This window comes from Xanthomonas cucurbitae (assembly GCF_002939885.1).
GTDB lineage: Bacteria > Pseudomonadota > Gammaproteobacteria > Xanthomonadales > Xanthomonadaceae > Xanthomonas > Xanthomonas cucurbitae.
In genome coordinates, this window is the sequence record NZ_MDED01000042.1 from 1 (window position 1) to 26645 (window position 26645).

Annotated in this window: 17 protein-coding genes and 1 pseudogene; 8 read left to right on the top strand and 10 right to left on the bottom strand. The window is 65.3% G+C overall.

Annotated elements, in window-relative coordinates; translation table 11 throughout:
• Nucleotides 1-355: 355 nt before the first annotated feature.
• The 4 genes and pseudogenes from XcuCFBP2542_RS16355 to XcuCFBP2542_RS16370 form a co-directional block, all read right to left on the bottom strand.
• Nucleotides 356-1681, bottom strand: coding sequence for a hypothetical protein (locus tag XcuCFBP2542_RS16355; protein WP_170067018.1), 1326 nt, complete (start codon nucleotides 1679-1681; stop codon nucleotides 356-358).
• A gap of 411 nt (nucleotides 1682-2092) precedes the next feature.
• Nucleotides 2093-6097, bottom strand: a pseudogene (locus XcuCFBP2542_RS16360) (LamG-like jellyroll fold domain-containing protein).
• Nucleotides 6098-6168: 71 nt separating this feature from the next.
• Nucleotides 6169-6363 (bottom strand): pectate lyase, encoded by a 195-nt coding sequence (locus tag XcuCFBP2542_RS16365; RefSeq protein WP_223214385.1) that lies wholly within the window; start codon nucleotides 6361-6363, stop codon nucleotides 6169-6171.
• Nucleotides 6364-6475: 112 nt separating this feature from the next.
• Nucleotides 6476-9256, bottom strand: coding sequence for a TonB-dependent receptor (locus XcuCFBP2542_RS16370; protein WP_104604986.1), 2781 nt, complete (start codon nucleotides 9254-9256; stop codon nucleotides 6476-6478).
• A 55-nt stretch (nucleotides 9257-9311) separates the two neighbouring features.
• Between XcuCFBP2542_RS16370 and XcuCFBP2542_RS19630 the strand changes: the two genes are divergently transcribed.
• On the top strand, nucleotides 9312-9470 hold the full coding sequence (locus XcuCFBP2542_RS19630; protein WP_158251461.1) for a hypothetical protein: 159 nt from the start codon (nucleotides 9312-9314) through the stop codon (nucleotides 9468-9470).
• Nucleotides 9471-9542: 72 nt separating this feature from the next.
• On the top strand, nucleotides 9543-10565 hold the full coding sequence (locus XcuCFBP2542_RS16375) for a sugar kinase (RefSeq protein WP_104604988.1): 1023 nt from the start codon (nucleotides 9543-9545) through the stop codon (nucleotides 10563-10565).
• A gap of 340 nt (nucleotides 10566-10905) precedes the next feature.
• On the opposite strand, the gene fabV is transcribed toward XcuCFBP2542_RS16375, so the two are convergent.
• A complete protein-coding gene (fabV, locus tag XcuCFBP2542_RS16380; RefSeq protein ID WP_104604990.1) occupies nucleotides 10906-12114 on the bottom strand; it encodes an enoyl-ACP reductase FabV in 1209 nt (402 codons plus the stop codon).
• Between the two features lie 259 nt (nucleotides 12115-12373).
• Here fabV and XcuCFBP2542_RS16385 point away from each other — a divergent pair, with 259 nt between their 5' ends.
• Nucleotides 12374-15724, top strand: coding sequence for an nSTAND1 domain-containing NTPase (locus XcuCFBP2542_RS16385; protein WP_104604992.1), 3351 nt, complete (start codon nucleotides 12374-12376; stop codon nucleotides 15722-15724).
• Nucleotides 15721-16107, top strand: coding sequence for a hypothetical protein (locus tag XcuCFBP2542_RS16390; RefSeq protein WP_104604994.1), 387 nt, complete (start codon nucleotides 15721-15723; stop codon nucleotides 16105-16107). Before XcuCFBP2542_RS16385 ends, XcuCFBP2542_RS16390 begins: the two co-directional genes overlap by 4 nt.
• Before the next feature lie 246 nt (nucleotides 16108-16353).
• Here the strand turns inward: XcuCFBP2542_RS16390 and XcuCFBP2542_RS16395 are convergent, their stop codons facing one another.
• Entirely contained in the window at nucleotides 16354-16761 is a 408-nt protein-coding gene (locus XcuCFBP2542_RS16395; protein WP_104604996.1) for a hypothetical protein, read from the bottom strand.
• Nucleotides 16762-17244: 483 nt separating this feature from the next.
• On the opposite strand from XcuCFBP2542_RS16395, the gene lldD reads away from it, so the two are divergent.
• Nucleotides 17245-18405 (top strand): FMN-dependent L-lactate dehydrogenase LldD, encoded by a 1161-nt coding sequence (gene lldD, locus XcuCFBP2542_RS16400; protein WP_104604998.1) that lies wholly within the window; start codon nucleotides 17245-17247, stop codon nucleotides 18403-18405.
• 119 nt (nucleotides 18406-18524) lie between these two features.
• Entirely contained in the window at nucleotides 18525-19073 is a 549-nt protein-coding gene (locus XcuCFBP2542_RS16405; RefSeq protein ID WP_104605000.1) for a hypothetical protein, read from the top strand.
• 122 nt (nucleotides 19074-19195) lie between these two features.
• On the opposite strand, the gene XcuCFBP2542_RS16410 is transcribed toward XcuCFBP2542_RS16405, so the two are convergent.
• A complete protein-coding gene (locus XcuCFBP2542_RS16410) occupies nucleotides 19196-21319 on the bottom strand; it encodes a TonB-dependent receptor family protein (RefSeq protein ID WP_170067019.1) in 2124 nt (707 codons plus the stop codon).
• 156 nt (nucleotides 21320-21475) lie between these two features.
• On the opposite strand from XcuCFBP2542_RS16410, the gene XcuCFBP2542_RS16415 reads away from it, so the two are divergent.
• Complete coding sequence (locus tag XcuCFBP2542_RS16415; RefSeq protein WP_104605004.1) at nucleotides 21476-22678, top strand: amino acid aminotransferase; 1203 nt, start codon at nucleotides 21476-21478, stop codon at nucleotides 22676-22678.
• 316 nt (nucleotides 22679-22994) lie between these two features.
• Nucleotides 22995-24035: a class 1 fructose-bisphosphatase gene (locus XcuCFBP2542_RS16420; protein ID WP_104605006.1), complete on the top strand. Its 1041-nt coding sequence runs from the start codon at nucleotides 22995-22997 to the stop codon at nucleotides 24033-24035.
• A gap of 384 nt (nucleotides 24036-24419) precedes the next feature.
• Here the strand turns inward: XcuCFBP2542_RS16420 and XcuCFBP2542_RS16425 are convergent, their stop codons facing one another.
• The 3 genes from XcuCFBP2542_RS16425 to XcuCFBP2542_RS16435 form a co-directional block, all read right to left on the bottom strand.
• On the bottom strand, nucleotides 24420-24842 hold the full coding sequence (locus XcuCFBP2542_RS16425) for a hypothetical protein (RefSeq protein WP_146090347.1): 423 nt from the start codon (nucleotides 24840-24842) through the stop codon (nucleotides 24420-24422).
• A 107-nt stretch (nucleotides 24843-24949) separates the two neighbouring features.
• Nucleotides 24950-25957 (bottom strand): patatin-like phospholipase family protein, encoded by a 1008-nt coding sequence (locus XcuCFBP2542_RS16430; RefSeq protein WP_104605010.1) that lies wholly within the window; start codon nucleotides 25955-25957, stop codon nucleotides 24950-24952.
• Nucleotides 25958-26172: 215 nt separating this feature from the next.
• The coding region (locus XcuCFBP2542_RS16435; RefSeq protein ID WP_146090348.1) for an IS5 family transposase at nucleotides 26173-26645 on the bottom strand (473 nt) is incomplete at its 5' end.

Here is a 26645-nt window from a genome sequence, read left to right on the forward strand (position 1 = left end):
GACGCTTCGCTGGACAATCGCCGTAGAAATCGCAGTGACACTACTTGGAACGATGTCTCCGCACCTTCGCATTTAATGACACAGTAGGACTATTGTAACAGCAAGGATTGCAATGACGACGAGAGCAGTGCTCATGACTAAAGCTCCTAGTAATTAACCGACGAACAAAGGTGACGAACTGCAAAAAGATTCGTGACAAGGTTGGATCGAGGAACGGTTTCAGGCTGACTTATTAATTTCTCATGGGCCGATTTTTTCGCTTTTATATGGCACACGTACCTCAAGAAGTGAACCTGACCCCGTTTTCCGCCACCCCGTTTTCCGCCGCATCGGCTTGAACGAATTGCTAGACTTGCTACGCCGTAAAGTAGTCGTACCAGGCTTTAGCACCGCTCGGCACGCTCGCAGGGTCAATCAGTTGCAGAGCTTGCTTGAGCCGTTGCCGACATGAAGGAAGGCTAGCGACACGGCGACCAAGGACCGTTTGATTTAAGGATGCCAGCCTAACCATGGTGGCGACCTCCCTAGGAGAAAACGACTGGATAAGCTTCTCGTAAGTTGCGGCAGCAGCCCACGAAACGCCGTAGCCGTTACCAACGTAGCAGCAGGAGATCGTTTGGACGAAGTGTTCCTGAACCGTCTCCGGAACCGCGCCTTGCTGCGAAATTTCGTAGAGGCGCTCTGCGAAGGGAGGCTCGTTGTAGAAGTTGTTTATTCCGTTGTGGGCATTCAATAGGCGCTCGGTGGCGCGAAAGAAAACAGCGTGTTGCTCCGACTCGTTAAGGAGCGCAAGCAAACCGAGCTTTTCGAAGAATTGGACTGATGCGGTGTGCCGTGGCTCGTCGCCTTTGGCTGCGTACTCACTGTGCTTATTGACTAGATCGGAACGCGTGGCTGCATTGAACGTGGCCTTTAGACTCTCGCAGATGTCAAGAGAATTTAGCCTCGATGGTTCGGAAGCATTTGGGTCGCAGTAAATACCGTGAACCATGCCCACAAGAAGCTGCCGTTGGGCATCATGAGTGTCATTGAGGCGCTGCACCCAGATCCCGAACTGGTTGGACGTGAATCTAGCGCCTTTTATGGTCGTGATAAACGCGCCGATATCTACGCCACGCGGTGAAGACGTATCGGCAAGCGCGTAACGCACACATCTATTTAGGAAGGTAACGAATTCTCTATCGTTAACCGAGCCAATGGTTGGATGAGCGGCAGAGTAGTTGTTCCTGACGTCACGACACTGATCGAGAAAGAAGAACCCGTCCTCAGCGATAAGATTGAGCTTAAGACAAAGATCTAGTAGGCGACTGTCCTGAAGCTCTAGCAGGTGCTTCTCTTCAAAATCGGTTTGCAAGATCTGCGCAACTATCGGCAACCCAAAGTTCTTGACCTTGTTCCTCAACTGAATTATCGCGGCATTCCATGCATAGTTGATCGCACCGTCGAACAGTCCGGTGCTCACTGCGACGCACATACGCGCAATTAGCGCATCACGAAGCTCACCCGGGATTTCGCGAAGCTCTCGCGGCAAATCTCGCCATGCGTATGCAATCTCCTCGTCACTTGCCAGCACCGTTCTCGGGATGCCAAGCGAAGCCGTAAGTGCCGCAATTGCAGGTAGAACTGTCGCAGGTAGTGCCGGCAGCACTGGCTCATTTGGGTTTGGGATCATTGCCGACATGCCTGTATCTCCAAAGAAGGACAACGTCCGAGATAAGCCGCTGGCGAAGCCAGTTCGGCTTGATTGAGTTGTTAGGCCCCGAGTGCCTGGCACAAGTGCGAGCCCGCCGAGCGAAATGTTGTGCTGCTCGCTCTCTGTAGCGGTCAAGATCTCAGAAACAGAGGGACGGAGACAACTAATCCCCAAATAGCGGCCCTCTTGGTCAATAGCGGCTGTTCTTATGCAAGGCGCCGTGGCCTGCGCGGTAGTGACAGCCGTGACTGGTGTTGCGGTGCGTGCCGGCGGCCCTGACGCGCGCCTGCGCGGATGCGGTAAACAAACCCAGTGCAGCCACAGTCAGTGCCACGATGCTCCCTGCCTTGCTCAACATTGTTTCTTCCCCCTGAAGAAATGTGTGACTTTGCGGCTGCGTTACGTGCTGCGTGTTTTTATCCTCGCCGAGTTTTTGGGTTGCGTCAATGCGCTTGCGCGGCTGATCGCTGGTTTTGTCGGCTTTTCCCTCATCCGCCCTTCGGGCACCTTCTCCCGCGCGCGGGAGAAGGGATTGGTGTGTTGGGTTAGTGTTTTTTTTTCGGTTTTCGGCTTGGCTGGGGTGGGTAGTGCGAGTTTATTGTTGAGGTCGGTGATCTCTGGGACGTTGCCTTCGGTTAACACGCGCAAGTGTGCAGTTTTTAGATTTTCCGCGTTGGCTAGCGGCAGGCGTACCTGGGTGGTGATCGGCTGCAGATCGCGCGGTGCGGCAAGCGCCGGAAACGCCGTCCGTGCCAGCTCCTTCCCTCGCCCATCCTCCAGCACCACAAACCCGGCCGGCGCATCGGCGTGGCCCAAGCTATGCACGGTCACTTCAATGGTATCTGCAGTCACGCGCACCTCGCCGTGGCCGATGCCAAGGTCCGGGCGCAGTTCGACGGGACTTGCTTCGGCAATGCGTTCGAGCTGCAGGACGGTGGTGCGGCCTGGGGGGAAGTCGATGTCGATGGCCGCGCTTTTTTCGAAAGCGACCTCTTGCGTCTTGGCGTTGGTGTCGAGCTTGCCGTCATTGCCTTTGCTTACGCCTTGGGTGATGCGCCATTGGCCTGAGGCGACGTTCCAGCCGGTCATGCTGGCGCGCTGCGCTTTGTTGGAGGTGTTGTAGGCAATGACGGTGAAGCGGTCTTGCCGGGGTGCCGGGATGGCGATGGCCACTTGGGTGGCGGCCTCCGGGTCGTTGAAGCGCCAGCTCACGGTGTGGCCGGGGTAGGTCTGGTTGCGCTTGAGGGCCACGCCGCCCAGGCGTGCGCGTTGCAGGTTGACCGTGGGGGATTCCACGCGGTCGCTCCACCAGTGGCCTTCGGTGTTCATGTAGAAGTTCTGCAGTTTCTCGCGTGCCTCGCTGCGGTAGATGGCGGCGAGATACTCGAGGTTGCCGGTTTGTTCCCAGGCCACGTGGTGTGGGAAGTCCGGAGCGCTGCCGTCGTCCTTGTTGGCGGCGTCGATGAGCTTGCCGCTCCAGTCGCTGCGCTTGCCCATGACGTCGAGGAAGTTTTCGTTGAGCAGGGAGAGACCGTTGGGGCCGCTGTTGGCGACGCGGTAGTCGATCGGCTTGAGATAACGCGCATCGCCAGTGAAGCGGTAGGCGGCCCAGAAGGTGTGCAAGGTGTCAGCGCCGCCGCTGCCTTCGAACAGTTCGCCGCCGCGGGTCTTGCCAGTTTGCCAGTTGATCTCGTTGGGCAGAGCCCAGTTGCCCTTGGCGTTGGTGTAGGCGTGGGCGAGGTAGCCGTCGGCTAATCCCGTGACGATGCGGCGGCTGTTGGGGTCGGCGTTATAGCCGCCCAGCAGGATGGCCGGGTGCACGATGGGGAAGGAGTACGGTTTTTGCCATTGCCAGTTGGGCTCGCGGTAGACCTTGCGGCCGCCGAACCAGTTGCTGGCGAACAGCAGGTGGCCTTGCGGGTTGACCTGGATGATGGTGTCGAAGGCTTTGACGGTTTCCATCAGGCGCTCGACGGTGCGCGGGTCGCCCCAGTTGAGATACAGCAGGGCGCTGTTGAGGTTGATGCCCTCCTCATACGAGTGCAGCTCGTCGGTTTCGATGGTGGACAGGCCGTTGGTGAACATGCCGTTGCGGTAGTTGGCATCGGACAGCGCCAGCATGGAGGCGTTGAGCATGTCCGGGTCCACACCCATCAGGGCGACGCCGGGCCATTGCTGCACCAGGTCCGAATCATCGGAGATGCCGCCGCCGAAATCGCCGTAGGCCACCTGGCGCTGCTCGATCCACCAGCGGATGTAGCGGCGGGTGGCGCTGAGGTCTTGCAGCTGCCAGAACGCCCAGGCGGGCACGCCCTTGGGCACGCTGGGCATCTCGACAGGCAACGTGCCCTGGTTGGCGTAGCTGATGTCGTTCCAGTACTGGCGGCCGAGTGCGTGATCGGGGTCCACGCGCAGCAGGTCGGTAATGTCGGCATCCAGGCGCTTGTAGAGCAGCTGGCGCTTGGAGGTGGTGTGTTCTTCCACCAGAAAGCCCCAGTTGTCCTTGACCTGGTTGAAGCGGTCGGCGACGTGCTCTTTGATGGCCTCATTGCGCGGCTTGAACACCAACTGCAGCTGGGTGCCGTCGAGCGCGTTGGCGTCAAAGCCGGGCGCGGCGGCGGCGATGCTGAGCATCAGGCTGTCGTTGCTGAGGATTCTGTCGCGCAGGTCCAGCCACAGGGTGCGGGCCTGGCCGGGGGCGACGGCGACCGAGACGTCGATCATGTCGCGCGCGGGCCAGATGGGGTCCTTGATGCGGATGTTGAGCGGGATGCTGCCGTTGTGGGTGGCCGGCAAGTTGAGCGCCGGCAGGGTGATGGCGATGCCATCCAGGCCGTCGTGCATGTTTTCCCAGCCGTAGGACCAGCTGCGCATCAGCGCTTGATCCGGCGGCGGGTTGCCCAGGCTGGACGGCACCAGGATATGCACGATGGGCTGCTGCGCGCTTGCTGCGGTTTTGTCGCTGGGGCGCTTGCGGGCCGGCGCCTTGGTGGGCAGCGCGATCACGGTCTGGCGCTCGCCCGGCGGGTAGCGGCCGGCGATGACATCGCGCAGCGGTGCGAGGTTGTCGTAGTCGGGCTGGATGTCGCTGCGCACGGTGTAGCTGAGTTGCGCACTGCCTTTGGGCACGGCGCCCGGCTACACGTTGTAGGCCCAGATTTCCTGGATGGGGGTTTCCTGCGCGGTGTTGGCAAAGCGCAGCGTGCCGCCGCGCCGCTCGGGGAACTGGTCCACGCTGCGCACCACGCCCTGGCTGCGTGCGAACAATGGCTGCGCCTGCGCGGTTGTACCTGCGGCAGTCGGCGCGGTGTAGCTGGCCTGGCCATAGGCGGCGCCGCGTAGTTCGATACGGTTGAAGGGTTCGTCCGGCAGTGTGAGGTCCAGCGCCTTGCCGCCTTCGACGTAGGTGTTCCAGTCGGGCAGCTGGAAGTAGTCGTCGCGGCCCGGCAGGCGCGAGCGGTTGTAGACGCCGGGCCAGGTGGTTTCGGCGATGCCATCGGTGGCCTTCCACATCCATTGCTTGAGGTCGCGCGCGTCGGTGAACTCCACCTTGCGGATGCGGGTGACCGGTGCGGTAAGTGCGGGCGGTGCGTGGCCGTTGTCCCAGCCGTAGCGGTGCAGGAAGGCGGCGTGTTGCGCGTCGCCAGTGGGTGCTTCAGCGCTGGTGGGCTCCTGCAGGCGGGCGAGCGCGCTGGCACCTGCCCCATCGAGCATGCGGTCGTAGATGCGGAGTTCGTCGAAGTCGCTGCCGCGCAGGAAGTTGTAGCGGCTCTGCACCTGGTGCGGCGACATCACCCGGCCGGCCAGGCCGAACTGGTCGAGTGCGGCATCGAAGTCGAGCGCGCCACCGTTGGCGCAGGGCGCACCGCAGTCCACGCGTGCGGCCTCCTTGCCGTCCACATACAGGCGCACGCCGCGGGTTTCATCCCAGGCGAAGGCGATATGCGTCCAGTCACTGGCAGCGGGATTTTTATCCAGCTTGAACGAGACGCGGGTGCGCGCAAGGTTGGCGTCGGTGACGAAGGCATCGAAGCCGTGGCCATTCCAGTCGATGCGCAGCCAGGCCATGTCCCAGCTGGTGTGGTCGGCGTAGCCGACGCGGAAGATCACGAACGGCGCTTCGCCCACCGGGTAGCGCGAACGCCAGAAGAAGCCGAGCGTGCCGCGCTGGGTGTAGAGGTTGCCGGGCGCATTCCACGACAGCACGCCGTCGTCGGCCCATTCGATGGCGTTGCCGCGTTTGCCGGTGGGCACCAGGGTGATCTTGTCGCGGAAGTTGGGCACGCCGTCGCCGCGGGCCACATCGGCCTGCAGGCTGCGATCGGCGGACACGCGGAACAGCAGTTCCTGTGCAGCCACAGACGCCGCGCTTGCCGGCAACGCGATCAGACACACCACACCCATCAAACGCTTCAGCACGCTTACCTCACTTCAAAAGACGTCGCCGCGCGGGGGCGCCGCGCGGCGGGATTTCCTCACAGACAGTTGGCAGTACGCCACTTCGGGATGTCTTCCTTCAACAGCTTGTCCGGCCAAGTACCGTGCCAGGCGTAGCCAACGCAGCATTCGTCGCGCACCTGCATGTCCTCGGTCAAGACCTTGCCGTCGCGGTTGGCATACAGCGGCCGTTGATTCTGCAGGCCGTGGGCAGCGTGCGCACAAGGAGACACCTGGTTGCGCGATGAGGATCACGTCCTTGCCGATTTCCTGGGTGGATAGTGCGTGGAAGCGGCCGCCGCGAAGAGTGCCCGCTGCGCGTGCGCGCAGCGGGCAGACAGCGGTTTAGTACTTGTAACGCAGGCCCAGCAGGTATTGCCGTCCGGTTTCGCCGTACTGCAGCGGCAGCTGGCCGGCGCGCGGCGAGGACACCCACTCGTCCTGGGCTTCGTTGGTGAGGTTGATGCCTTCCAGGCTCAGCTCCAGCTGCTTGCTGATCTTGTAGCGCAGCGAGGCGTCGATCATGGTGGTGCCGGTCATGCCATGCACGCCATCGACGTTGAAGCCGGCTTCCGCACCCGGTGCCTGGGTGAGGTAGTCGTCGCGATTGGTGGCCGACACGCGACCTGCGAAGGTGTCGCCTTCGTAGAACAGCGTGGCGTTCCACGACGAACGCGACAGGCCGAGCAGGTCGTTCTTCATCACCGGCGCGCCACTGCTGGCCAGGTACTGGATCTGCGAATCCACCCAGGTGTAGTTGAGCTGCACGCCCAGGTTGGCCCACTTGCCCGGCAGGAAGGTGAAGGGCTGGGTGTAGTTGGCTTCCACGCCCTTCAACTCGCCGCCCGGGGTGTTGAGCGGAATACTGAAGGCGAAGTCGTCGTTGACGCTGGCGCCGGTGCCGTCCAGCAACGCGGCCGGCAGGCCGCTGCTGGAGTACGGGCGCACTTCGCGCGCGGTCTGGATGAAGCTTTCGATGTCCTTGTAGAACACGCCAACGCCCAGCATGGCGCCTTCGTCGAAGTACCACTCCAGGCCGAGATCGACGTTGGTGGCTTCGATGGGGTCCAGGTCCGGGTTGCCGCCGGCCACGGTGCGCGCACCGCCGGCCACGGCCACGGTGACGCCCGGGGTCAGGCTGCCCAGCCCAGGACGGCTCATGACCTTGGCCGCGCCCAGGCGCAGCAGCAGGTCTGGCGCCAGCTCGGCGACCAGGTTGAACGAGGGCAGCGTGTTGTCGTACTTGCGCCCCACCGTGGTCAGCGTGGGAAGGTTGTTGATCAACGCAAAGCCGGTGGATGCCTGCTCGGTCTCCACATAGCGCACGCCGAAATTACCCGACAGCGGGATGGGCCCCAGGTCGGTGGAGAACTCGCCCATCAACCATACGCCGCGATCCTTCTCTTCGACGCTGCGGCTGTTGTTGACGCGCGGGGCGACGGCAAAGGTGCCGCTGTTGCTGTAGATGCCGAACTGGTTGGCCACCGCGTCCAGATTGGGCACCACCCAGTTGGCGGGATTGCCGCTGATGCCCTTGAGGCCGGCCTGTTCGGTCAGGCCCACCGGCACGATGGTGCTGCCGTTGGCGAAGTTGGGCACGGCCAGCTCGTTGGCGCGGCGCAACTCGACCGTGCTGAAGCTGTAGTTCTTGGCCAATACGCCGCCCTTGAGGCGGAAGCCGGGACTGATGTTCCAGTTGAAGTCGATCTGGCCGGTGTCGAAATCGTTGTCCACCGACTGCGGACGCAGGCGGATTTCCGCCAGTTCCCAACCGGTGGGATCGGTGGGATTGATGCCATAGTTCAGCACCGGCGCGCGGCTGTTGCCACGGTAGTCGTAGCTGTACCCGTCGACGTCGTACTTGTCCATGATGATGGTGGTCTGCACCGGGTTCTCGTGCGCCGAGCGCGAGGTACCGACACGGGCGTTCATGCTGAAGGCATCGTTGAAGCGATGCTCCACATCGAAGCTGATCTGCTTGAACTCGGTGTTCCACTCGTCGTGGCGGTTTTCCGAGCGGATATCGACGTTGTCGAATTCGCCATAGACCAGCGCGTTGTTGCGGATCTCGCCGTTGCGCACGATGGTGCCCGGCTTGCCGTCGCGCACTGCACGGCGCGGGGTCAGCCCGTCGCGGTTGCGGCTGAAGGAGATCGCTTCGATGTAGTGCTCGTCGCGCTTGGCATCGATCTTGGAGTACAGCATGTCCAGCGACAGCGTGGTGCGATCGGTGGGCTTCCACTGCAGCGCGCCGGTCACGCCCAGGCGCTGCTGGTCGTGGATCTGCTGGGTGTAGCGCGGGAAGCGCGGGTGGTAGACATCGGCCGAACGCGCGGCAGCGAACGGTGAAGCGGCATTGAAGCCACCGTTGCTGGTGCCGTTGGCCCAGCGGCCGGTGTTGGCGCCTTCTTCCAGCACTTCGCGTTCGGTGAAGGCCACCGACAGCAGGGCGCCGAAGGTGTTGTCGGCCCAGGTGTTGGCGATCAATGCGGCCACGCGCGGGTTGGCCTTTTCGGCCATGGCGTTATAGGCGGCCTGGCCGCTGGCGGCGAAGGTGAAACCGTTGTAGTCGAACGGGCGCGCGGTGCGCAGGTCCACCGTGGCGCCGAGCGAGCCTTCTTCCACGTCGGCCGAGGCGGTCTTGCGCGCGATCAGTTGCGAGAACAGGTCCGAGGCGAACACGTTGAAGTCGAAACCACGGCCGCGGTTGGTACCGCCGCTCTGGTCGCCGGCGCCCACGGTGGTGAGCGCTTCCATGCCATTGATGCGCACGCGGGTGAACTCCGGGCCCAAGCCGCGCACCGAGATGGCGCGGCCTTCGCCCGCTTCACGGGTAATCACCACGCCGGGAATGCGCTGCAGCGACTCGCCCAGGTTGAGATCCGGGAACTTGCCTATGTCTTCGGCGACGATGGCATCCACGACGCCGGCTTCGCCGCGCTTGATGTCCAGCGCCTTCTCCACGCTGGCGCGGTAACCGGTCACCGTGACGGTGTCCAGGTTCACGGCAGGCTCGGCAGGTGGCGAGGCGGCATCTTGTGCGAGTGCGTGGCCGCTCAGCGCCAGGCCGATCGACAAAGCCAGCAAGGTAACCGGTGTCTTCCGGCTGGTGGTCCGAAATTGCATGTCCTCCCCTCCCAAGGGTCCATGAACAATGTGAAATATGGGCATGTGAGCGGCAATGACACCGCTGGTCAAAAAGACGTTACCAGCTGAACCGCTGTTCAACATCTTGCAGCGCAGCACAAAAGCGTCCGGATTTCGCCAAGATGGCGCGCAGGCGGCCACGTCACGTTGCATGCTGGGCCTGTCCGGCGGTCTTCAGGGAGGGCTAGAATGACACCGATGGTCATCGTAACGCGCTGCGGTTTCCCCACCCCGTGACGCACCACACAGCCGAGGTAATTCCCGCATGAATCGTGCCCGCATCCTGTGTTTTGGTGAGTTGTTGTTGCGCCTGGGGGCGCCTGGTCACGCGCTGCTCTTGCAGCAGCCGCGACTGGACGTGCACTGCGGTGGTGCCGAGGCCAACGTCGGCGTGTCGCTGGCGCACTTCGGCCATGAGGTGGCCATGGTGAGCACGGTGGCCGACAACCCGCTGGGCGCGGCGGTGCTTGGCGAACTGCGCCGCCATGCTGTCGATACCCGCCATGTGCGGCGGGTGGAGGGCCGCATGGGCCTGTACTTCCTGACCACCGGGGCGATCCATCGCCCCAGCGAAGTGGTCTACGACCGCGCCGATTCGGCCTTTGCGCTGGCGCCCGCCGACGCCTACGACTGGCCGGCGCTGCTGGAAGGCGTGCAATGGCTGCACCTCTCCGGGGTAAGCCCGGCCCTGGGTGCGGAGGTGGCGCAAGCCACGCTGGCGGCCGCGCGCGCCGCGCGTACGGCCGGGGTCAAGGTGTCCTTCGACGGCAACTACCGGCCCAAACTGTGGCAGCGCTGGCAGGGCGATGCGCGCGGCATCCTGCACCAGCTGTTTGCCTGTGCGGATGTGGTGTTTGCCGACTACCGCGACATTGGCGTGGTGCTGGGCGGCGAGTTCCCGCAGGACACGCTGGAAGCGCGCGTGGAAGCGGCCGCGCAACAGGCGTTTGCCGCATTCCCGCAGCTGCAATTGATGGCCTGCACGCAGCGCGTGGCGCATACCGTGGACCACCACAGCCTGGGCGCGATGCTGGTGCCGCGCGAAGGCGCGGTGGCGCGTGCGCCCAGCGAGGAACTCACCCGCATCATCGACCGTATCGGCGGTGGCGACGCGTTTGCCGCCGGCGTGCTACACGGCCTGATCGAAAGCTGGCCGCTGCAGGACACGGTGCGCTTCGGCCTGGCGGCCGGGTGCCTGAAGCACTCGATTCCCGGCGATTTCAACCCGCTGTCGGTGGCCGATGTGCAGGCCTGCATGGGCGATGCGCGGTTCGATGTGAAGCGCTGACGCGCTTGGGAATCAGGAATCAGGAATCGGGAATCGGGAATCGTAAAAGCGGCGAATGCCGGGGGCGTTGGTTGGTTGCGTGATGGCAAGCAACTGCAGGCTACTGCCTTCTCCCCTCGTGAGAAGGTGCCCGAGGGGCGGATGAGGGCACGTCCGCGCGACGTTGCGCCATCCACAACGGCCGGCATGCTCTGCCGGCCGCTCTCAACCGCATTGGGTCGGGGAACTCAAAGCGCGCAGCAACCGCTGTTGCGATTCCCGATTCCCGATTCCCGATTCCCGATTCCCGATTCCCGATTCCCGATTCCCGATTCCCGATTCCCCATTCCCGACTCCCGATTCACCCCAGCTCGATGCAATCGAACCTCACGTCCGTCTCCACATCGGCGTCGTAATCCACATCGCTGCGCTCGAAGCCGAACAGCTTGAGGAACTCGTGCTTGTAGCCGGCGTAGTCGGTGAGCTGGAACAGGTTCTCGGTGGTGACCTGCGGCCACAGTGCCTTGCAGGCGTCCTGCACGTCGTCGCGTAGTTCCCAGTCGTCCAGGCGCAGGCGGTTTTCGTCGTCCACCTCGGCCGGCTGGCCGTCTTCGCGGTACAGGCGCTCGCGGAACAGGCGGTCCAGCTGCTCGATGGTGCCTTCGTGCAAGTTCTTCTCTTTCATGATCTTGTAGACCATGGAGATGTACAGCGGCATCACCGGGATGGCCGCGCTGGCCTGGGTCACCACCGACTTGAGCACCGCCACGTTGGCGCCGCCACCATGGGTGGCCAGGCGCGCGTGCAAGCGCTGCGCGGTGTGGTCCAGGTCCACCTTGGCCTTGCCGAGCGCGCCATGCCAGTAGATCGGCCAGGTGATCTCGGTACCGATATAGCTGAAGGCCACGCTGCGCGCGCCGTCGGCGAGCACGCCGGCGCCGTCCAGCGCGTCAATCCACAGTTCCCAATCCTGCCCGCCCATCACGGTGATGGTGTCTTCGATCTCCTGCGCGCTGGCCGGCTCGATCGAGGCCTGGATGATGGTGTCCTTGTTGGTGTCGATGGCGGTGGCGGTATAGGTGTCGCCGATCGGCTTGAGCGCCGAACGCTTCACTTCACCGCTGCCCGGCAGCTTGCGCACCGGCGAGGCCAGCGAATACACCACCAGGTCCACCTGGCCGCCCATCTCGGTCTTGATTAGCTCGATCACCTTCGCGCGCGCCGCATCGGAGAACGCATCGCCGTTGATCGACTTGCTGTACAGGCCTGCGGCCTTGGCATGTTTGTCGAAGGCGGCCGAGTTGTACCAGCCGGCCGTGCCGGCCTTGCTGGGGCTGCCGGGTTTTTCGAAGAACACGCCCAGCGTGTCGGCGCCGAAGCCGGACGCGGCGGTGATGCGCGAGGCCAGGCCGTAGCCGCTGGAGGCGCCGATCACCAGTACCTTCTTCGGGCCGTCGGTACGCACGCCGCGCGCGCGGGTGGCGGCGATCTGTTCGAGCACATTGCGCTCGCAACCGAGCGGATGCGTGGTGGTGCAGATGAAGCCGCGCACTTTGGGATGGATAATCAACGTGGACTCCTGGTCAGCAAGATGCTGGCGGCATCTTAGAGCGTGTGGCGCATGCGAAACAGCCTGAGGCGCAACACACGCTGCTGTATGGACGCGCGTGACAGCTGACACCATCGCCCGCCCACGCCGCCACGAACAGCGAATCCAATCGAAGTCCGGCAGCGCCGGCTATGCTACGTTGCCGTCCCTGCCGTGCCGTGCCTGGCTGCGCCTGTTGGCGATCGTCGAGGCCCCTTCCAGTTGTACGACCGGTGTCCGAATGCCCCTTCGTAGCGAGCGCGTCACGCAACTTGGCTCGGTGCCGCGCTTCCGCCTGGGCGCCCTGCAGGTGGAGCCGGAACGGCTGGTGGTGATCGACGACGGCCAGACCATTGCGCTGGAGCCGCGCATGATGGAGGTGCTGGTCGCGCTGGCCGAGCGCGCCGGCGAGGTGGTCAGTGCCGAGCAGTTGCTGATCGAGGTCTGGCACGGCAGCTTCTACGGCGACAACCCGGTGCACAAGACCATCGCCCAGCTGCGCCGCAAGCTCGGCGACGACAGCCGGCAGCCACGCGTTATCGAAACCATCCGCAAGCGCGGGTACCGGCTGCTGCCCAAGGTGGTGTTTCCCCAGGATTACCGTGGCGCGGTGCCGGGCACGCAGACCTGGAGCCACGGCAGCCCATATGTAGGCCTGCAGGCCTTCGACCCGGCGCATGCGCAGGTGTTCTTCGGCCGCAGCCATGCCATTGCGCAGGTGGCGGCGGCGCTGCGTGCACAGTTGCACAGCCGGCGCGGGCTGGTGCTCATCAGTGGCGCCAGCGGTTGCGGCAAGACCTCGTTGCTGCGCGCCGGCGTGGTGCCGTTGCTGACTCAACCGGGCGGGCTGGACGGGCTGGAAGCGCTGGCGGTGGCGTATTGCAACCTGGCGCAATGCCGTGGCGGCGATGTGCTGGACACCCTGGCGCGCTCGCTCGCCGGATGGGAACCGGGCCAGCGCGCGGTGTTCTCGCCGGCGCAGATGGCGCTGCTGCCGGACTGGTTGCAGCGCCCCGCGCCGCTGCATGCAGCCATTGCCGAAGCGATGCGCCACGCCACCCCGCCGCGCGAGGGCGCAGCGGCGCAGCGGCATCTGCTGCTGGTGATCGACCATGCCGAAGCGATGGTGGCCACGCCCGGCATCACCGATGCCGACCGCGCCGCGCTGGCGGCGGCATTGCAGGCCTTGTGCGGCAGCACGCAGGTGGCGGTACTGATGCTGGCGCGCAGCGACTTCTACCCGCGCCTGATCGACGCCGTGCCGGAGATCGTGGAGCTCAAGCGCGGCGATGGGCATGTGGACCTGCTGCCGCCGCGCGATGGCGAGATCGGCCAGATCATCCGCGTGCCCGCGGCCATGGCCGGGCTGCGCTTCGAACAGGACCGCGACAGCGCCAGCCACCTGGACGATGTGCTGCGCGATGCCACCGCGCGCCAGCCCGATGCGCTGCCGTTGCTGCAGCACCTGTTGCATGCGCTGCACGCGCAACGCAGCGACGACGGCTTGCTGACCTTCGCCGCCTATTGCGCCCTGGGTGGGCTGGAAGGGGCGCTGGCGCACCACGCCGAACGCAGCTTCGGCGCATTGCCGGCCAATGCGCAGGCCGCCTTGGGCCAGGTGCTGGCACTGCTGAGCGTGATCCACCCCGACAGCGATGCGGTGACCGCGCGGCGTGCACCGTGGTCGGCGCTGCCCGATGCCAGCGCCGCGCGCACGTTGGTGGATGCCCTGGTGCAGGCGCGCCTGTGCGTCAGCGAGCTGGTGGCCGGTGAGCCAGGCTTCGCGGTGGCGCATGAAGCCCTGCTGCGGCAGTGGCCGCGTGCAGCCGAATGGATCCACGAAAACCGCCGCCTGCTGCAGGCACGCAAGCGGCTGCAACTGGCCGCGCACCGCTGGGCCGCCGAAGACCGGCGCAGCGATCATCTGCTCAACAGCGGACGCCCGCTGAGCGAAGCGCGCGAAGCGGCGCGGCGCATGCCGCAGGACCTGGACGCCTCCGAGCGGGCCTTCCTGCATGCCTGCGAGCGCTCGCAACGCCGGCGTCGCGGCCTGTATGCGGCCGCAGCGACGGTGCTGGTGCTACTGGCGAGCGCGTCGATGTTGCTCGGTTGGCAGGCCCGCCAGGCGCAGCAGGTGGCCGAAGCCCGCCGCGACCAGGCGCAGCAACTGGTGGGCTACATGCTGGGCGAGCTGGCCGAGCAACTGCGCGCCGGCGGCAACCTCAAACTGCTCGAAAGCGTGGGCAGCCGCGCCTTGCGGTATCTGGAAGACCTGCCCAGCACCGGCATGCATCTTGGCGACCTGGTCAATCACGCCGGCGCCTTGCGCACCGCCGGCGAGGTGCTGATGAACCAAGGCAAGCTGGATGAGGCGCAGGTGGCATTCACGCGTGCGGCCGCCACCGCCGGCCAGGCGCAGGCAGGCGCACCGGCCACCGTCAATGCGCGTGCAGAGGCCGCGCAGGCGGCGTACTGGCTAGGGTATCTGGCCTACCAGCGCAATCAGCTGCCGCTGGCGCGCAGCCACTGGGCGCGCTACCTGGCCGAGTCGCAGTGGCTGGCGCGTGCGGCGCCACAAGACCCGCGCTGGCAACTGGAAGTGTCCTACGCGCTGAACAACTTCGGCACCCTGGCCAATGCGCAAGGCCAGCCGAACACGGCGATCGGCTTCTTCGCGCGTTCCATCGCGCTCAAGCGCCAGGTGCTGGCCCACCGGCCGCAGCAGGCGTCGGTGCGCTACGAGCTGATCGACAGCCTGTCCTGGCTCAGCCTTGCGCAGGAAACCCAGGGCCTGCTGGCACCTGCCGAGCAGGGCTACCGCGAAGAGATCGCCCTATTGCGCACCCTGGTGCAGGAACAGCCCGAGGCCCTGGCCTGGCAGCGCCGGCTGGCCGGCGCACTGCTGCGCACTTCCAGCCTGGCGCTGGCGCAAGGGCATCTGGCACAGGCGCAACAGGATGCGCAGCACAGCGTGGCCATGCTGCGCACGCTGGTGGCGCTGCAACCGGGCAACCCTGGGTGGCGCCGCGACCTGGCGCATGCCTACGCACAGGTGGGCTGGGTCGCCGGCCTGGACGGGCACCGTGGCAGCGCCCAGCAGCAACTCGGCCAGGCGCAACAGCTGATGACCACCCTACTGCAACAGACCCAACCGCTGCCGGAGTGGCAGTGGCTGGACGCCATCATCGCGCTGAAGACCAGCCACCTGCGCGGGGGCAGCACGCCGGCCGACAGCGCGCAGCAGGCCGCGCTGGTCGCCCGCCTGGAGGCACTGCATCGCGCCAATCCCGCCGACACGCTGGGCGCCTCGACCCTGGCGCAGGCGCTGATCTGGCAGGGCGAGCGGCTGGCCGCCGCCGGGCGCACCGAGGACGCACGCCAGGCCTGGCAGCACGCGGTTGGCGTGCTGGGCAAGGATGTGGCCAACAGCCGCGACAAGGACCTGCTGGACCCCTGGATTCGCGCCCAGATCCACCTGGGCCAGCGCGCCGCCGTCGCGCAACAGCTTGGGTGGCTGTATCGGGCGGGCTACCGCCACCCACAGTTCATCTCCCTCTATGCCCCGCTCTTCAAGAAACAGGACAGGTCATGACCGAAGAACACCATCTCTGCATTTCGCTCACCGTTGCCGACGTCGGCTTCGGCGGCAATACCGGCGCAGGCAAGTATTTCTACAGCTTCTCGCCCGACCTGGCGCTGGCCTGCAAGGGGCAAAGCCCACTGGCCATGCGCTACACCTTCGCCAAGGAGGTCCGGCCGAACTTCAAGATCAGGAGCGTGCTGACCAGCGATTCGAAGGACCAGATCGTGCAGCCCATCATGGCCGACGAGGATGGGCGGGGCGTGACGGTCATCAATCGCAACAACGCCGCCACCCTGATCTTCCTGTCCTTCGTCGTCGAAGACACCGACAAGATGATCCTTTTCAGCTGCGATCCGCAGGTGGGCAACGACCCGAAGATTTCGCCGCGGTAAGCGGAGCTCCGGCCTGCCCGGCGTCCTGGTGCCGGGCAGGCACGGCTCGCTGACAGGCGATGCCGTGTACTCCCCACCGCCGGCAGACAGGCCGTGTCCGCACGCTCCAGTGCACTGGCCATACACGGTGCGGGCGCTGGTGCCCACGCGCCGGCATGGCGGCGGGTCTCCGGCCGCCGCGGAACAGTCACCCGGCCGTGCCGCGCACCGGTATCGGCGCCCAGCCTGCCTATCGCACCGGAGCCGTCACGCGCGTTCGGTGCAGCCACGCGGGCGAGCCGGGCCGCTGGCCGAGGCAGTGGTCAAGGCAGTCGCCGCGCCCCTGGCGCACTTGCGCGCCGGGGCATCGTGACTGTCGGCGGGTGCATTGCTGAAGGCCACGTTGATCTGCTCGGCCAGGCTCGGCACCGCCAGGCGCTGGCAGCGCTGCACCGGCAGGCAGCCGCCACCAGGGGCGGTGCCGACGGGGTCGCAATCCATGACCACCCTGCCCTGCGTCGATGACGCGCAGCGGCCCTGATGCAGCGGCGCCGGCCACCCGGCGGTGAGCGCGGCGGCGGTCCAGCTACCCGGCAGTTCGGCCTGGGTGGGCGCCGCCCAGGCACTACTGGACAGCACGACGAACAACACCAGCAAGGGTTGGACCAAGGGCATCACAGGCTCCGCAGCAGACCGGAGCGCGGTGCGTTTCCGGGCGACCCTGTGGCCGCCGAACGACCTTCGTCGGCTGTCGCGCGCCAGACCTGACGGCAACCTGACGGTTGCCGGGCACACTTTCCGACGCCAGGAAAATCTTTTTTGCAACAGCCTCTTGCGCTGTTTCTCCGGCGTATCGCCAACGAGCACGCGCAGCCTATCCGGCAAGCCGGACGTGGCCCGTTTGCGCGGGCCAATGCAAGCCCTGCCTTGCGTCGGCCTGCGGAAAACCGCGCAGTGCGGGGCCGCAGACACGGCCTGCGCCGCGTCCGGAGGGCTGGCGTGCTCGTGGTTAGGCGGGCTGACGAAGGTCCAGGCGCTGGCGGCATCCGGCCCAGGTCCCCCGCTGGCGGAGCCGCAGCGCGCGCCGACCGTTCCGGCGCCCTCCGGCATCCGGCCGATCGCCTTACACTCCGTGGCTCCCCCACGCCGTCGCCGTCGATGATTATCTCCGCCGCTTCCGATTACCGTGCCGCCGCGCAGGCGCGCCTGCCGTCCTTCCTGTTCCATTACATCGATGGCGGCGCCTATGCAGAGCACACCTTGCGGCGCAACGTCGCCGACCTGGCCGATATCGCGCTGCGCCAGCGGGTACTGCGCAACATGTCCGACCTGAGCCTGGGCACCGAGCTGTTCGGCGAGACGCTGGCGATGCCGGTGGCGCTGGCGCCGGTAGGGCTGACCGGCATGTACGCACGGCGCGGCGAGGTGCAGGCCGCACGCGCGGCAGCCGCGCGCGGTATTCCGTTCACCCTGTCCACGGTGTCGGTGTGCCCGATCGAGGAAGTGGCGCCGGCCATCGACCGGCCGATGTGGTTCCAGCTCTACGTGCTCAAGGACCGCGGCTTCATGCGCAATGCGCTGGAGCGCGCCAGGGCCGCCGGGGTGACCACGCTGGTGTTCACGGTGGACATGCCTACGCCGGGCGCGCGCTACCGCGATGCGCATTCGGGCATGAGCGGGCCCAACGCGTCGCTGCGGCGCCTGCTACAGGCGGTGACCCACCCGCGCTGGGCCTGGGACGTGGGCCTGCTCGGCAAGCCGCACGATCTGGGCAACATCTCCGCCTATCGCGGCAGCCCCACCGGGCTGCAGGACTACATCGGCTGGCTGGCGGCCAACTTCGACCCCTCCATTGCCTGGAAGGACCTGGAGTGGATCCGCGAATTCTGGACCGGGCCGATGGTCATCAAGGGCATCCTGGACCCGGACGATGCACGCGATGCGGTGCGTTTCGGCGCCGATGGCATCGTGGTCTCCAACCATGGCGGGCGCCAGCTCGACGGCGTGCTGTCCAGTGCGCGCGCGCTGCCGGCGATTGCCGATGCGGTGAAGGGCCAGCTGAAGATCCTGGCCGATTCGGGCATCCGCAGCGGCCTGGACGTGGTGCGCATGCTGGCGCTCGGCGCCGATGCGGTCTTGCTGGGGCGTGCCTTCGTCTACGCGCTGGCGGCCGGCGGCCAGGCCGGCGTGGACAACCTGCTGGGATTGATCGAGCGCGAAATGCGCGTGGCGATGACCTTGACCGGCACCCATTCGATTGCCGAGATCAGCAGCGATGCGCTGAGCCGGGTGACGCGGGAGAACACGGTGTCGCCGTGAGGACACCTGACTGATCGCGCTGTCGCCTGGTCGCGTTCGGTTTACACGACGGCGTCAGGCCGGTGCAGTACGCTTGCACGCCTACTGGCGTGTACGCCTACCGGAAAGGGATGCCATCCATGTTGCAACGCCTGTTGACCGCCACCGTGCTCGCCCTGCTGGCGCAGTGCTGCAATGCCTCGCCGCCTGCCGCCCCGGCGCAGCTCGCCCCACCGGCCAAGCCGACCGCAACCACCCCGGCCGCAACGGCCATGCCGCCGGTCAACCGCCCACCGCTTCCGCTGGAAGCCTGCGCGCGCACGGCGGACGGGTTTGCCGCCTTCTTCGAGACCATCGTGAGCGATGCCGCCGTGCGGGCGGCCTACAGCGCCGCCACGGTGGAAGAGCGCGATCTGCGCGACCCGTCCAAACGCGTGGACCGGCCCGCCGAGCCCTTCCGGCTGACCCTGATCGACTACCGCTGGACCTACGACGAGCCCGGCAAGGAGCCGGGCGAAATGGCGCACGTGAAGCTGGACCTCCGGCGCGATGGCGAGCGCATGCGCGCGGACTTCGTCAAGGCCGAGTTCTCCGCCGACGACGAGGTCATCAGGACCTTCGGCGCACCGGAGGCGTATGTGTTCGCGTACACCCACCGGTGCTGGCAGTTGACCCAGCATCTGCGGTGATTGGCGGGTTGCCGGCCCGCTGACGGGCGCGGCGATCGCCAGCGGCGACCTCGGGAGGCACCGATCCGGCCAATGGCATCGTGCGGTTTGGCGTGGGTGTCACGCACACCGCCATGCCGCGCTCAGCCACCGACATCCCACTGCAGGCCCACCATGTAGGTGCGCTCCGGGCCGGGCTCGTAGTAGCGCCCATTGCCATCGTTGACGATCACCGAACCCACATAGTGGCGATCCAGCGCATTGTCGATCCGCGCAAAGGCGCGCAGCACACCAACGGCGGTGTTCCAGCGGCGCGACGCTTCCAGATTGACCACCGCGTAGCCGGGCGCACGTTCGGTGGCCAGGTCGTTGACCACGGTCGCGGCAGACGCCACCGATTCGGCCGCGAACTGCCAATGCGCCGGCTGCCACTGCCAGCGCGCGAACAGCTGCTGCCGCGGCACGCCGGGCAGGCGCGCCCCACTGGCCACCGGCGCGGTAGGCACCGCGCAGCCGCTGCTGGCGCAGGTGAGGTAGCCATCGCGCACGCTGGCATCGACAAGGGTATAGGCCAGTTGCACCTGCTGGGTGGCGCCCACCGGCTGCTGCCAGCTCAGCTCCGCGCCCTGGCGGCGGGTGGCGCCGATGGTGCGGAAGGTGCTGCGGCCGTTGGTATTGCTGGCCACCGCCAATTCATCGTCGGTGTCGGCGCGAAACAGTGCCACCTGCAGCGCCGCGCCGCTTTGCGCGCGCCACTTGCTGCCGACCTCGTAATTGCGGCTGGTGGCCGCGCCCAGGTCCAGCGCCAACCCGGCCGCGCCATCGTTGCGATAGCCCAGCTCGTTGAAGGTGGGCGTTTCGAAGCCGCGGCCGGCCGAGGCGTAGAGGCGCAGTTCGTCACTGACACGGAGTACGATGCCGGCCACCGGCGTGGTGGCCGAATAGTCGCGCCGGCCGCTGTCGTCGGGATTGCGGCCTAAGATGTAATGGTCGTCCGAGGCAAAGCGCACCTGGCTATGGCGCACGCCCAGCAGGGCCGACCAGCGCGCGCTCCACTGCCACCAGGCCTGCACGAACTGGTCCACATTCTCCACCCGGTCGCGCTGGTTGCGGCGTAGCGCGCCCTGCACGCCCAACGTATCGCCGACGAAATTTTCGTAGCCGGTGCGATGCTGGCGTTGGCGGTCGACGTTGGCGCCCACGGTGAGCCGCAGCGGCCGGCCGAGTGCCTCGCCCTGCCAGGCCCAGCGCGCGTCGGCGCCTTCGTAATGGCTGTCCAGATCGATCACCCCGCCGGCATGCAACGGGTTGCGCTGCACCGCCACCGGCACCGCCAGGAACTGCTCCACGCTGCGCGTGCCGCCATAGGCCATCAGCCGCAGCGTCTGGCGGTCGAACTGTTGGGTGAAAATTGCCCCAGCCTGGCGCTGGCGTACCGACTTGCGGGTGTTGAACTGGCTCGCTACCGCCGTGGCCTGGCGCGGATCGGCGTTGAACTGATCCCGGCTCAGGCCCAGCGGGTCCTGCGCATCGGGCGCATCGAGGGTGTTCAGGACCAGATCCAGCCGACGGCCGGGGGCCAGGTCGAACCCCAGCTTGGCGTTGACCGAACCGCGCCTGGCGCGGCTATGGTCGCGGAAGCCGTCGGTCTCGAAATGGTTGGCGGCCAGGTTGTAGTGCAGCGCGCCTTGCTGTCCCAGCAATTGCGCGCCCACGTTGACCGTGGCGTTGCTGCCGTAGGTGGCGCGCAGCCGCCACGGGTCGTCCGGCTTGCCATCGGCGCTCCACAGCTGCAGCACGCCGCCGGAGGAATTGCCGTACAGCGCCGAGAACGGCCCCCGCAACACCTCCACCCGCTGCGCCCCCAGCACGTTGAAATGCGAGAGCTGGCCCTGGCCGTCCGGCATGCTGGCCGGAATGCCGTCCACCAGCAGCCGCACGCCGCGCACGCCGAAGGTGGAGCGCGCGCCGAAGCCGCGGATCGACAACTGGGTGTCCTGCGCGTAGTTCTGGCGGTCGCGCGCCAGCAGCCCGGGGATGCCGTCCAGCAACTCGGCTACTTGCGCGCCACGGCGGTTGTCATCGGCGGCCACCACCACGGTCAACGCGGCCGGCAGGTCGAAATCGTCCACCGCATGCACACGGGCCGCCTCCACTTGCACGGCGGGCAGCTGCGGCGGGGGGAGCGCGGGACTGGGTGCGGCCACACTGGCGAAACTGGCAACGCACAGGCCGCAGGCAGCGGCCAACAAGCAGGATCTGGGCATCGCGCCAGTGTCGCCCATCCGTACGCTGGCCACATCGTTGCGTACGGAACGAAGCATGCCACGCCTGCCATGCCCTGCTACGATGCGCTGGTTTGGCCCCGCAGCGGTCAACCATCCGGAAGCACCCCACTCTTTCGTCCTTCAGCGAGTCATGCCGTGTCCTTCTTTGCAAACGTGGAACAGGTTCCAGGCGACCCCATTCTGGGCCTGACCGAGGCCTACAACACCGACAGCCGCCCCAACAAGGTCAATCTGGGCGTGGGCATCTATTACGACGAAAACGGCCGCATCCCGCTGTTGCGCGCCGTGCACAGGATCGAGCAGCAGCTCGCGCAGGAGGCCAAACCGCGCGGTTACCTGCCCATCGACGGCCTGGCCGCCTACGACAAGGCCACCCAGGAGCTGTTGTTCGGCGCCGAGTCGGCGCTGGTGGCCTCTGGCCGCGTGGCGACCTCGCAGACCGTCGGCGGCAGCGGTGCGCTGCGCGTGGGCGCGGACCTGCTCAAGAAGCTGCTGCCCACTGCCACCATCGCCATCAGCAATCCCAGCTGGGAAAACCACCGCGCGGTGTTCGGCGCGGCCGGCTTCGAGGTGGTGGATTACACCTATTTCGACGCCGCCAGCCATGGCCTGAACTTCGACGGCATGCTGGCCGACCTGGCCAAGCTGGAACCAGGCACCGTGGTGCTGTTGCACGCCTGCTGCCACAACCCCACCGGCGCGGACCTGACCCGCGAGCAGTGGAAGCAGGTGGCCGGGCTGTTGAAGGAGCGCAACCTGTTCCCGTTCGTGGACATCGCCTACCAGGGCTTCGACAAGGGCATCGAAGCCGACGCCTATGCGGTACGCCTGCTGGCCGCCGAAGGCATCGACAGCTACGTGGTTGCCAGCTCGTACTCCAAGTCGTTCTCGCTGTATGGCGAGCGCGTGGGTGCGCTGTCGGTGGTCTCGGCCACTGCGGCCGAAGCCAAGGCCGTGCAGTCGCAGGTCAAGCGCATCATCCGCACCATCTATTCCAGCCCGTCCACGCACGGCGCCGCACTGGTCGCCGCCGTGCTGACCAGCCCGGAACTGCGCGATGTGTGGGAGCAGGAACTCACCGAGATGCGCGAGCGCATCCACGCCCTGCGTGCCGGCCTGGTCGAAAAGCTGGCGACGCTGGGCGCCCCGGAATTCGAGTTCATCCAGCGCCAGGCCGGCATGTTCTCGTACTCGGGCCTGACCCGGACCCAGGTGGACCGCCTGCGCGACGAGTTCGCCATTTACGCCGTAGGCACCGGCCGCATCTGCGTGGCCGCGCTGAGCCAGCGCAACCTGGACTACGTGGCCCAGGCCATAGCGACGGTCAGCCGGATGTAGCCGGCCGCTGCTGCACGCAGCCGCCGTGATGCCCTGCACACCGGGAGCGCGCAAGCCTCCCGGTTTCTTTTTGCCCGTGCTCCAAGCCGCTGATGGATCGGTCCCGACCAGGCAGCCACTCCTGCCAGCTCCCTTCTCCCGCCTGCGGGAGAAGGTGACCGAAGGGCGGATGAGGGCACCCGCTGCAATTTCCACCCAAACCGCCCATTCGCACATATTCGATCATCCCCGCAGCCAAACGCGCAGCAGTGATCGAAATCTAACGGCGCAATGGCGACAATGGCGGCTCACTTCCTACAAACAGGCTGCCCGCTACATGTCGCGTCCCTCGCTGACCCGCTTCCTGATCGAAGAACAACATGCCGGCCGGATCGATGCGGAACTGCGCCAGCTCATCACCATCGTCTCGCGCGCCTGCAAGCGCATCTCCATCGCCGTGAGCAAGGGCGCCCTGGGCGGCGTGCTGGGCGATGCCGGCACCGGCAACGTACAGGGCGAGGCGCAGAAGAAACTCGATGTGCTGAGCAACGACATCCTGCTCGAAGCCAATGCCTGGGGCGGCCATCTGGCCGCATGCGCCTCCGAAGAGATGGACCACAGCCAGCCGGTGCCCGACCAGTACCCCAGCGGCGACTTCCTGCTGCTGTTCGACCCGCTCGACGGCAGCTCCAACATCGACGTCAACGTCTCGGTGGGCACCATCTTCTCGGTGCTACGCGCCCCCAAGGGCACGGAAAAGCCTGGCGACGAACACTTCCTGCAACCGGGCACCCAGCAGGTGGCCGCCGGCTACTGCATCTACGGCCCCAGCACCATGCTGGTGCTCACGCTCGGCCACGGCACCCACGCCTTCACCCTGGAGCGCGAGGAAGGCAGCTTCCTGCTGACCCAGCGTGACATGCGCGTGCCCGAAGACACTGCCGAATTTGCCATCAACATGTCCAACCAGCGCCACTGGGAACCGGCGATGCAGGCCTACGTGGGCGATCTGCTGGCCGGCACGGAAGGCACACGCGGCAAGAACTTCAACATGCGCTGGATCGCCAGCATGGTGGCCGACGTGCACCGCATCCTTACCCGCGGCGGTATCTTCATCTACCCGTGGGACAACAAGGACGCCGCCAAGCCCGGCAAGCTACGCCTGATGTACGAAGCCAATCCGATGGGCATGCTGGTGGAACAGGCCGGCGGCGCCGCCACCACCGGGCGCGAACGCATTCTCGACATCCAACCCACCCAACTGCACCAGCGCGTGCCAGTGTTCCTGGGGTCGAAGAACGAAGTGGCCGAGGCGACGCGGTATCACCTGGAAAACGATGCAATCAATACAGCCCAGGCTGGAGATGCAACGCGCTGAACCGTCTCGACCAAGCGAGACGAATCCTGGCATGGCGTCACCCGGCATTGCTTGCGGGATGACGCCTGCCAGAACCGCTCTCTAGGCAGCAGCCATGACAGGATCCTGATTGCCGAACGGTTGCACGCAGCAGATCAAGAACCCCTGGCAGGTCACCATCGACGCATCCGACGATACCGCTCGCGCTGCGCAGCATGCAGGCACGACGCCGCACGATGACCGGCTCGATCGTGCAGCCGCACCTGGCATCGCCATCAAGATGGCAAGCACACTGCAAGAGCGGCGGCGGCGAAGCCATGGGTGCAAGGACGCCACCAAACGACGCACTCCACTGGTAGCAAGCCACACGCGCCGGAAATCGCCGGCTTCCGTGGTCTCCCGGTCTCAGCTACCTTTGATGAAGGTGATGGCGGGGTCACTGGAGTTGTATCTCACATAGTGATCGCCGTTGCGAAACGTATTCACCTGGTATCCATCGCCGGTCTTGTCGGAGAAGTAGTAGTTGTAGTGTTCCGTGTTGCTGAAATGCAGGATGTAAGCCCATGTGCCGCCCCCATTGGGGCCCAATGCATAACGGGAGATGGCCGCAGTGGACTTGACGTCCTGGTTAGTATCGGTCCAGGCATTATCGGTCAGCGGCCAATTGACGTCGATCCCGAAATCCCTCTTGCCCTGTACTGCTGTATCGTCGGCCCCGCTGGCACTCGCGTTGCTGAATCCAACCTGGAATGGCACACCTTTCTCGCTGACAGCATCGGTCCATTGGATACTTGCATCATCATGCGGCAGTGGTGATTGCTTACTCATTGTCTTCTCCTAATCGAGACACAGGAACGCACTCCGGATGGAATGCGGCATACAGCGCGAAATCGTCATGCATCGCGTCGGTCGAATTTTTGGTGACTGATGGGACGCTAGCTCCAGTTACTTGAAACCCAGTCACGCACTCCCTGCCACGCATCGGTCTTCATGTAGCTGGTTGCTTCGGCGGCCAGATCGGCGACGTGTTTCCAGTCGTCCAGTGCATACGGCCTGCCAAGTGGCAGATTCGCACGCATGGCATTGCCGCCCAGGATCTGCTCAGTCTGTATCCGCACCAGTTCAGCGGTGGTGTCCATCGTCAAGTTGAGCAGGGGCATGGCCGGCACCGTCCCACTTGCCCATGGGTGCAACCAGGAAGAGACGCCCCACTTGAGCGGATTGCCGATCACTGCAGGCGGAATGCCTTGCGGGCTGCTTCCGGTACCCAACGAAAGCAGTTTGATGTCGCCAACGCTGCTCACCAGACCACTCGCGACTGCTTCAGCGATGGCCGTCATCGCCGGGTTGTTGGCGAATACCCCACCATCGGCAAAAAATCCATAATCGTAGTTTGCCCCGGCAACCCGGTAGGGCGGAAAGTAGGTAGGGGCTGCCGAAGTGGCGAGCGCCGCATCTACCATACTGATCCCTGGATACGCGCTGGAAGAGGTATTGGAAAAGGTGGCGGGCATCCAGCTATTGCCATCCCATAGCCGCGCAGAATTGATCGCGACGAACCGCTTGGCTGCCGACAGCGGTGTGCTTCCAAGCAAGTGCTTGGCCACCGTGAGCAATCCATCGTTCTTGTACTGGCTGCTCAAGAAGCCAGGGCCGCTGCCCAATGCGGAATCGAGTGGGGGCTGCTGGCTCGCAGCCTCTTGAGCGAGTAGCCAACCGTTCGACTCAAAAATGGTGGCACCTTGCGTCATGTACATTTTAATGATTTGTTCGATAGGAACACCGTTGACCAGAGCCAGCGCAAGTAGCCCTCCGGTAGAGGTTCCGGCAAAACCGTCAACGTTCTCGAGTATCTGACTGTGCTGATCGAGGTCCTGGATAAACAAAGCGGTAATCAAGCCTCGAATACCGCCGCCATCGCAGCTGATGATCTTGAACGACATCGGTATCTCCTGATAACGAAGGGAATTTTTTGTTCAAACCACACGGCTGTGACGGAAATTTCAGCTGTCTGATGCGGGTGACGAGAAGCCAGTGCTTTTAAGGATTGTCTGATCAACGCAGCCAGGAGACGGAAAAAGCCGTCCTGGGTCGCGTAAAACTCGTTCAAACCTTCGATTTTCGCCGTTTTCAGCGCATTTCCGAGGGTTTCCCCGGATTACAGACGCAACTCGGCCATCGCAGGCAATAAGTGCTTTCGCTTCTGCCACAGGTTCGACAGCGCAAACAGCGTCAACACCTGCGCGGTGTTCTTCGCCAAACCGCGATAGCGCACCTTGACGTAGCCGAACTGGCGTTTTATCACGCGGAACGGATGCTCCACCTTCGCCCGCAAGCTGGCCTTGGTGTGCTCCCAACGCTTTGCCCGCTTCAACGCGCGTTTGTTCTTGATCTGCTTCAACTTCGAGCGCTTTTCTGCGATCAGGTAGCGCAGCTTGCCCTTGCCTGCCATTTCCTCGCGCTTGTCCAGTCCGGTGTAGCCGCTGTCCCCGCTCACCGTGTCTTCCTTGCCGTGCAGCAGTTTGTGCGCCCGCGTGACGTCCGCCGCGTTGGCCGCCGTGCATTCCACGTGGTGCACCAACCCGGACTCATCATCCACGCCAATGTGCGCTTTCATCCCGAAGTAGTACT

Excerpts from the sequence above, each read along its gene's own strand:
- XcuCFBP2542_RS16355 (WP_170067018.1), bottom strand. The coding sequence starts at position 1,681 with ATGTCGGCAATGATCCCAAACCCAAATGAGCCAGTGCTGCCGGCACTA.
- XcuCFBP2542_RS16370 (WP_104604986.1), bottom strand. The coding sequence starts at position 9,256 with ATGCAATTTCGGACCACCAGCCGGAAGACACCGGTTACCTTGCTGGCT.
- XcuCFBP2542_RS19630 (WP_158251461.1), top strand. The coding sequence starts at position 9,312 with ATGACACCGCTGGTCAAAAAGACGTTACCAGCTGAACCGCTGTTCAAC.
- XcuCFBP2542_RS16375 (WP_104604988.1), top strand. The coding sequence starts at position 9,543 with ATGAATCGTGCCCGCATCCTGTGTTTTGGTGAGTTGTTGTTGCGCCTG.
- XcuCFBP2542_RS16385 (WP_104604992.1), top strand. The coding sequence starts at position 12,374 with ATGCCCCTTCGTAGCGAGCGCGTCACGCAACTTGGCTCGGTGCCGCGC.
- XcuCFBP2542_RS16390 (WP_104604994.1), top strand. The coding sequence starts at position 15,721 with ATGACCGAAGAACACCATCTCTGCATTTCGCTCACCGTTGCCGACGTC.
- XcuCFBP2542_RS16395 (WP_104604996.1), bottom strand. The coding sequence starts at position 16,761 with ATGCCCTTGGTCCAACCCTTGCTGGTGTTGTTCGTCGTGCTGTCCAGT.
- lldD (WP_104604998.1), top strand. The coding sequence starts at position 17,245 with ATGATTATCTCCGCCGCTTCCGATTACCGTGCCGCCGCGCAGGCGCGC.
- XcuCFBP2542_RS16405 (WP_104605000.1), top strand. The coding sequence starts at position 18,525 with ATGTTGCAACGCCTGTTGACCGCCACCGTGCTCGCCCTGCTGGCGCAG.
- XcuCFBP2542_RS16410 (WP_170067019.1), bottom strand. The coding sequence starts at position 21,319 with ATGCCCAGATCCTGCTTGTTGGCCGCTGCCTGCGGCCTGTGCGTTGCC.
- XcuCFBP2542_RS16420 (WP_104605006.1), top strand. The coding sequence starts at position 22,995 with ATGTCGCGTCCCTCGCTGACCCGCTTCCTGATCGAAGAACAACATGCC.
- XcuCFBP2542_RS16425 (WP_146090347.1), bottom strand. The coding sequence starts at position 24,842 with ATGAGTAAGCAATCACCACTGCCGCATGATGATGCAAGTATCCAATGG.
- XcuCFBP2542_RS16430 (WP_104605010.1), bottom strand. The coding sequence starts at position 25,957 with ATGTCGTTCAAGATCATCAGCTGCGATGGCGGCGGTATTCGAGGCTTG.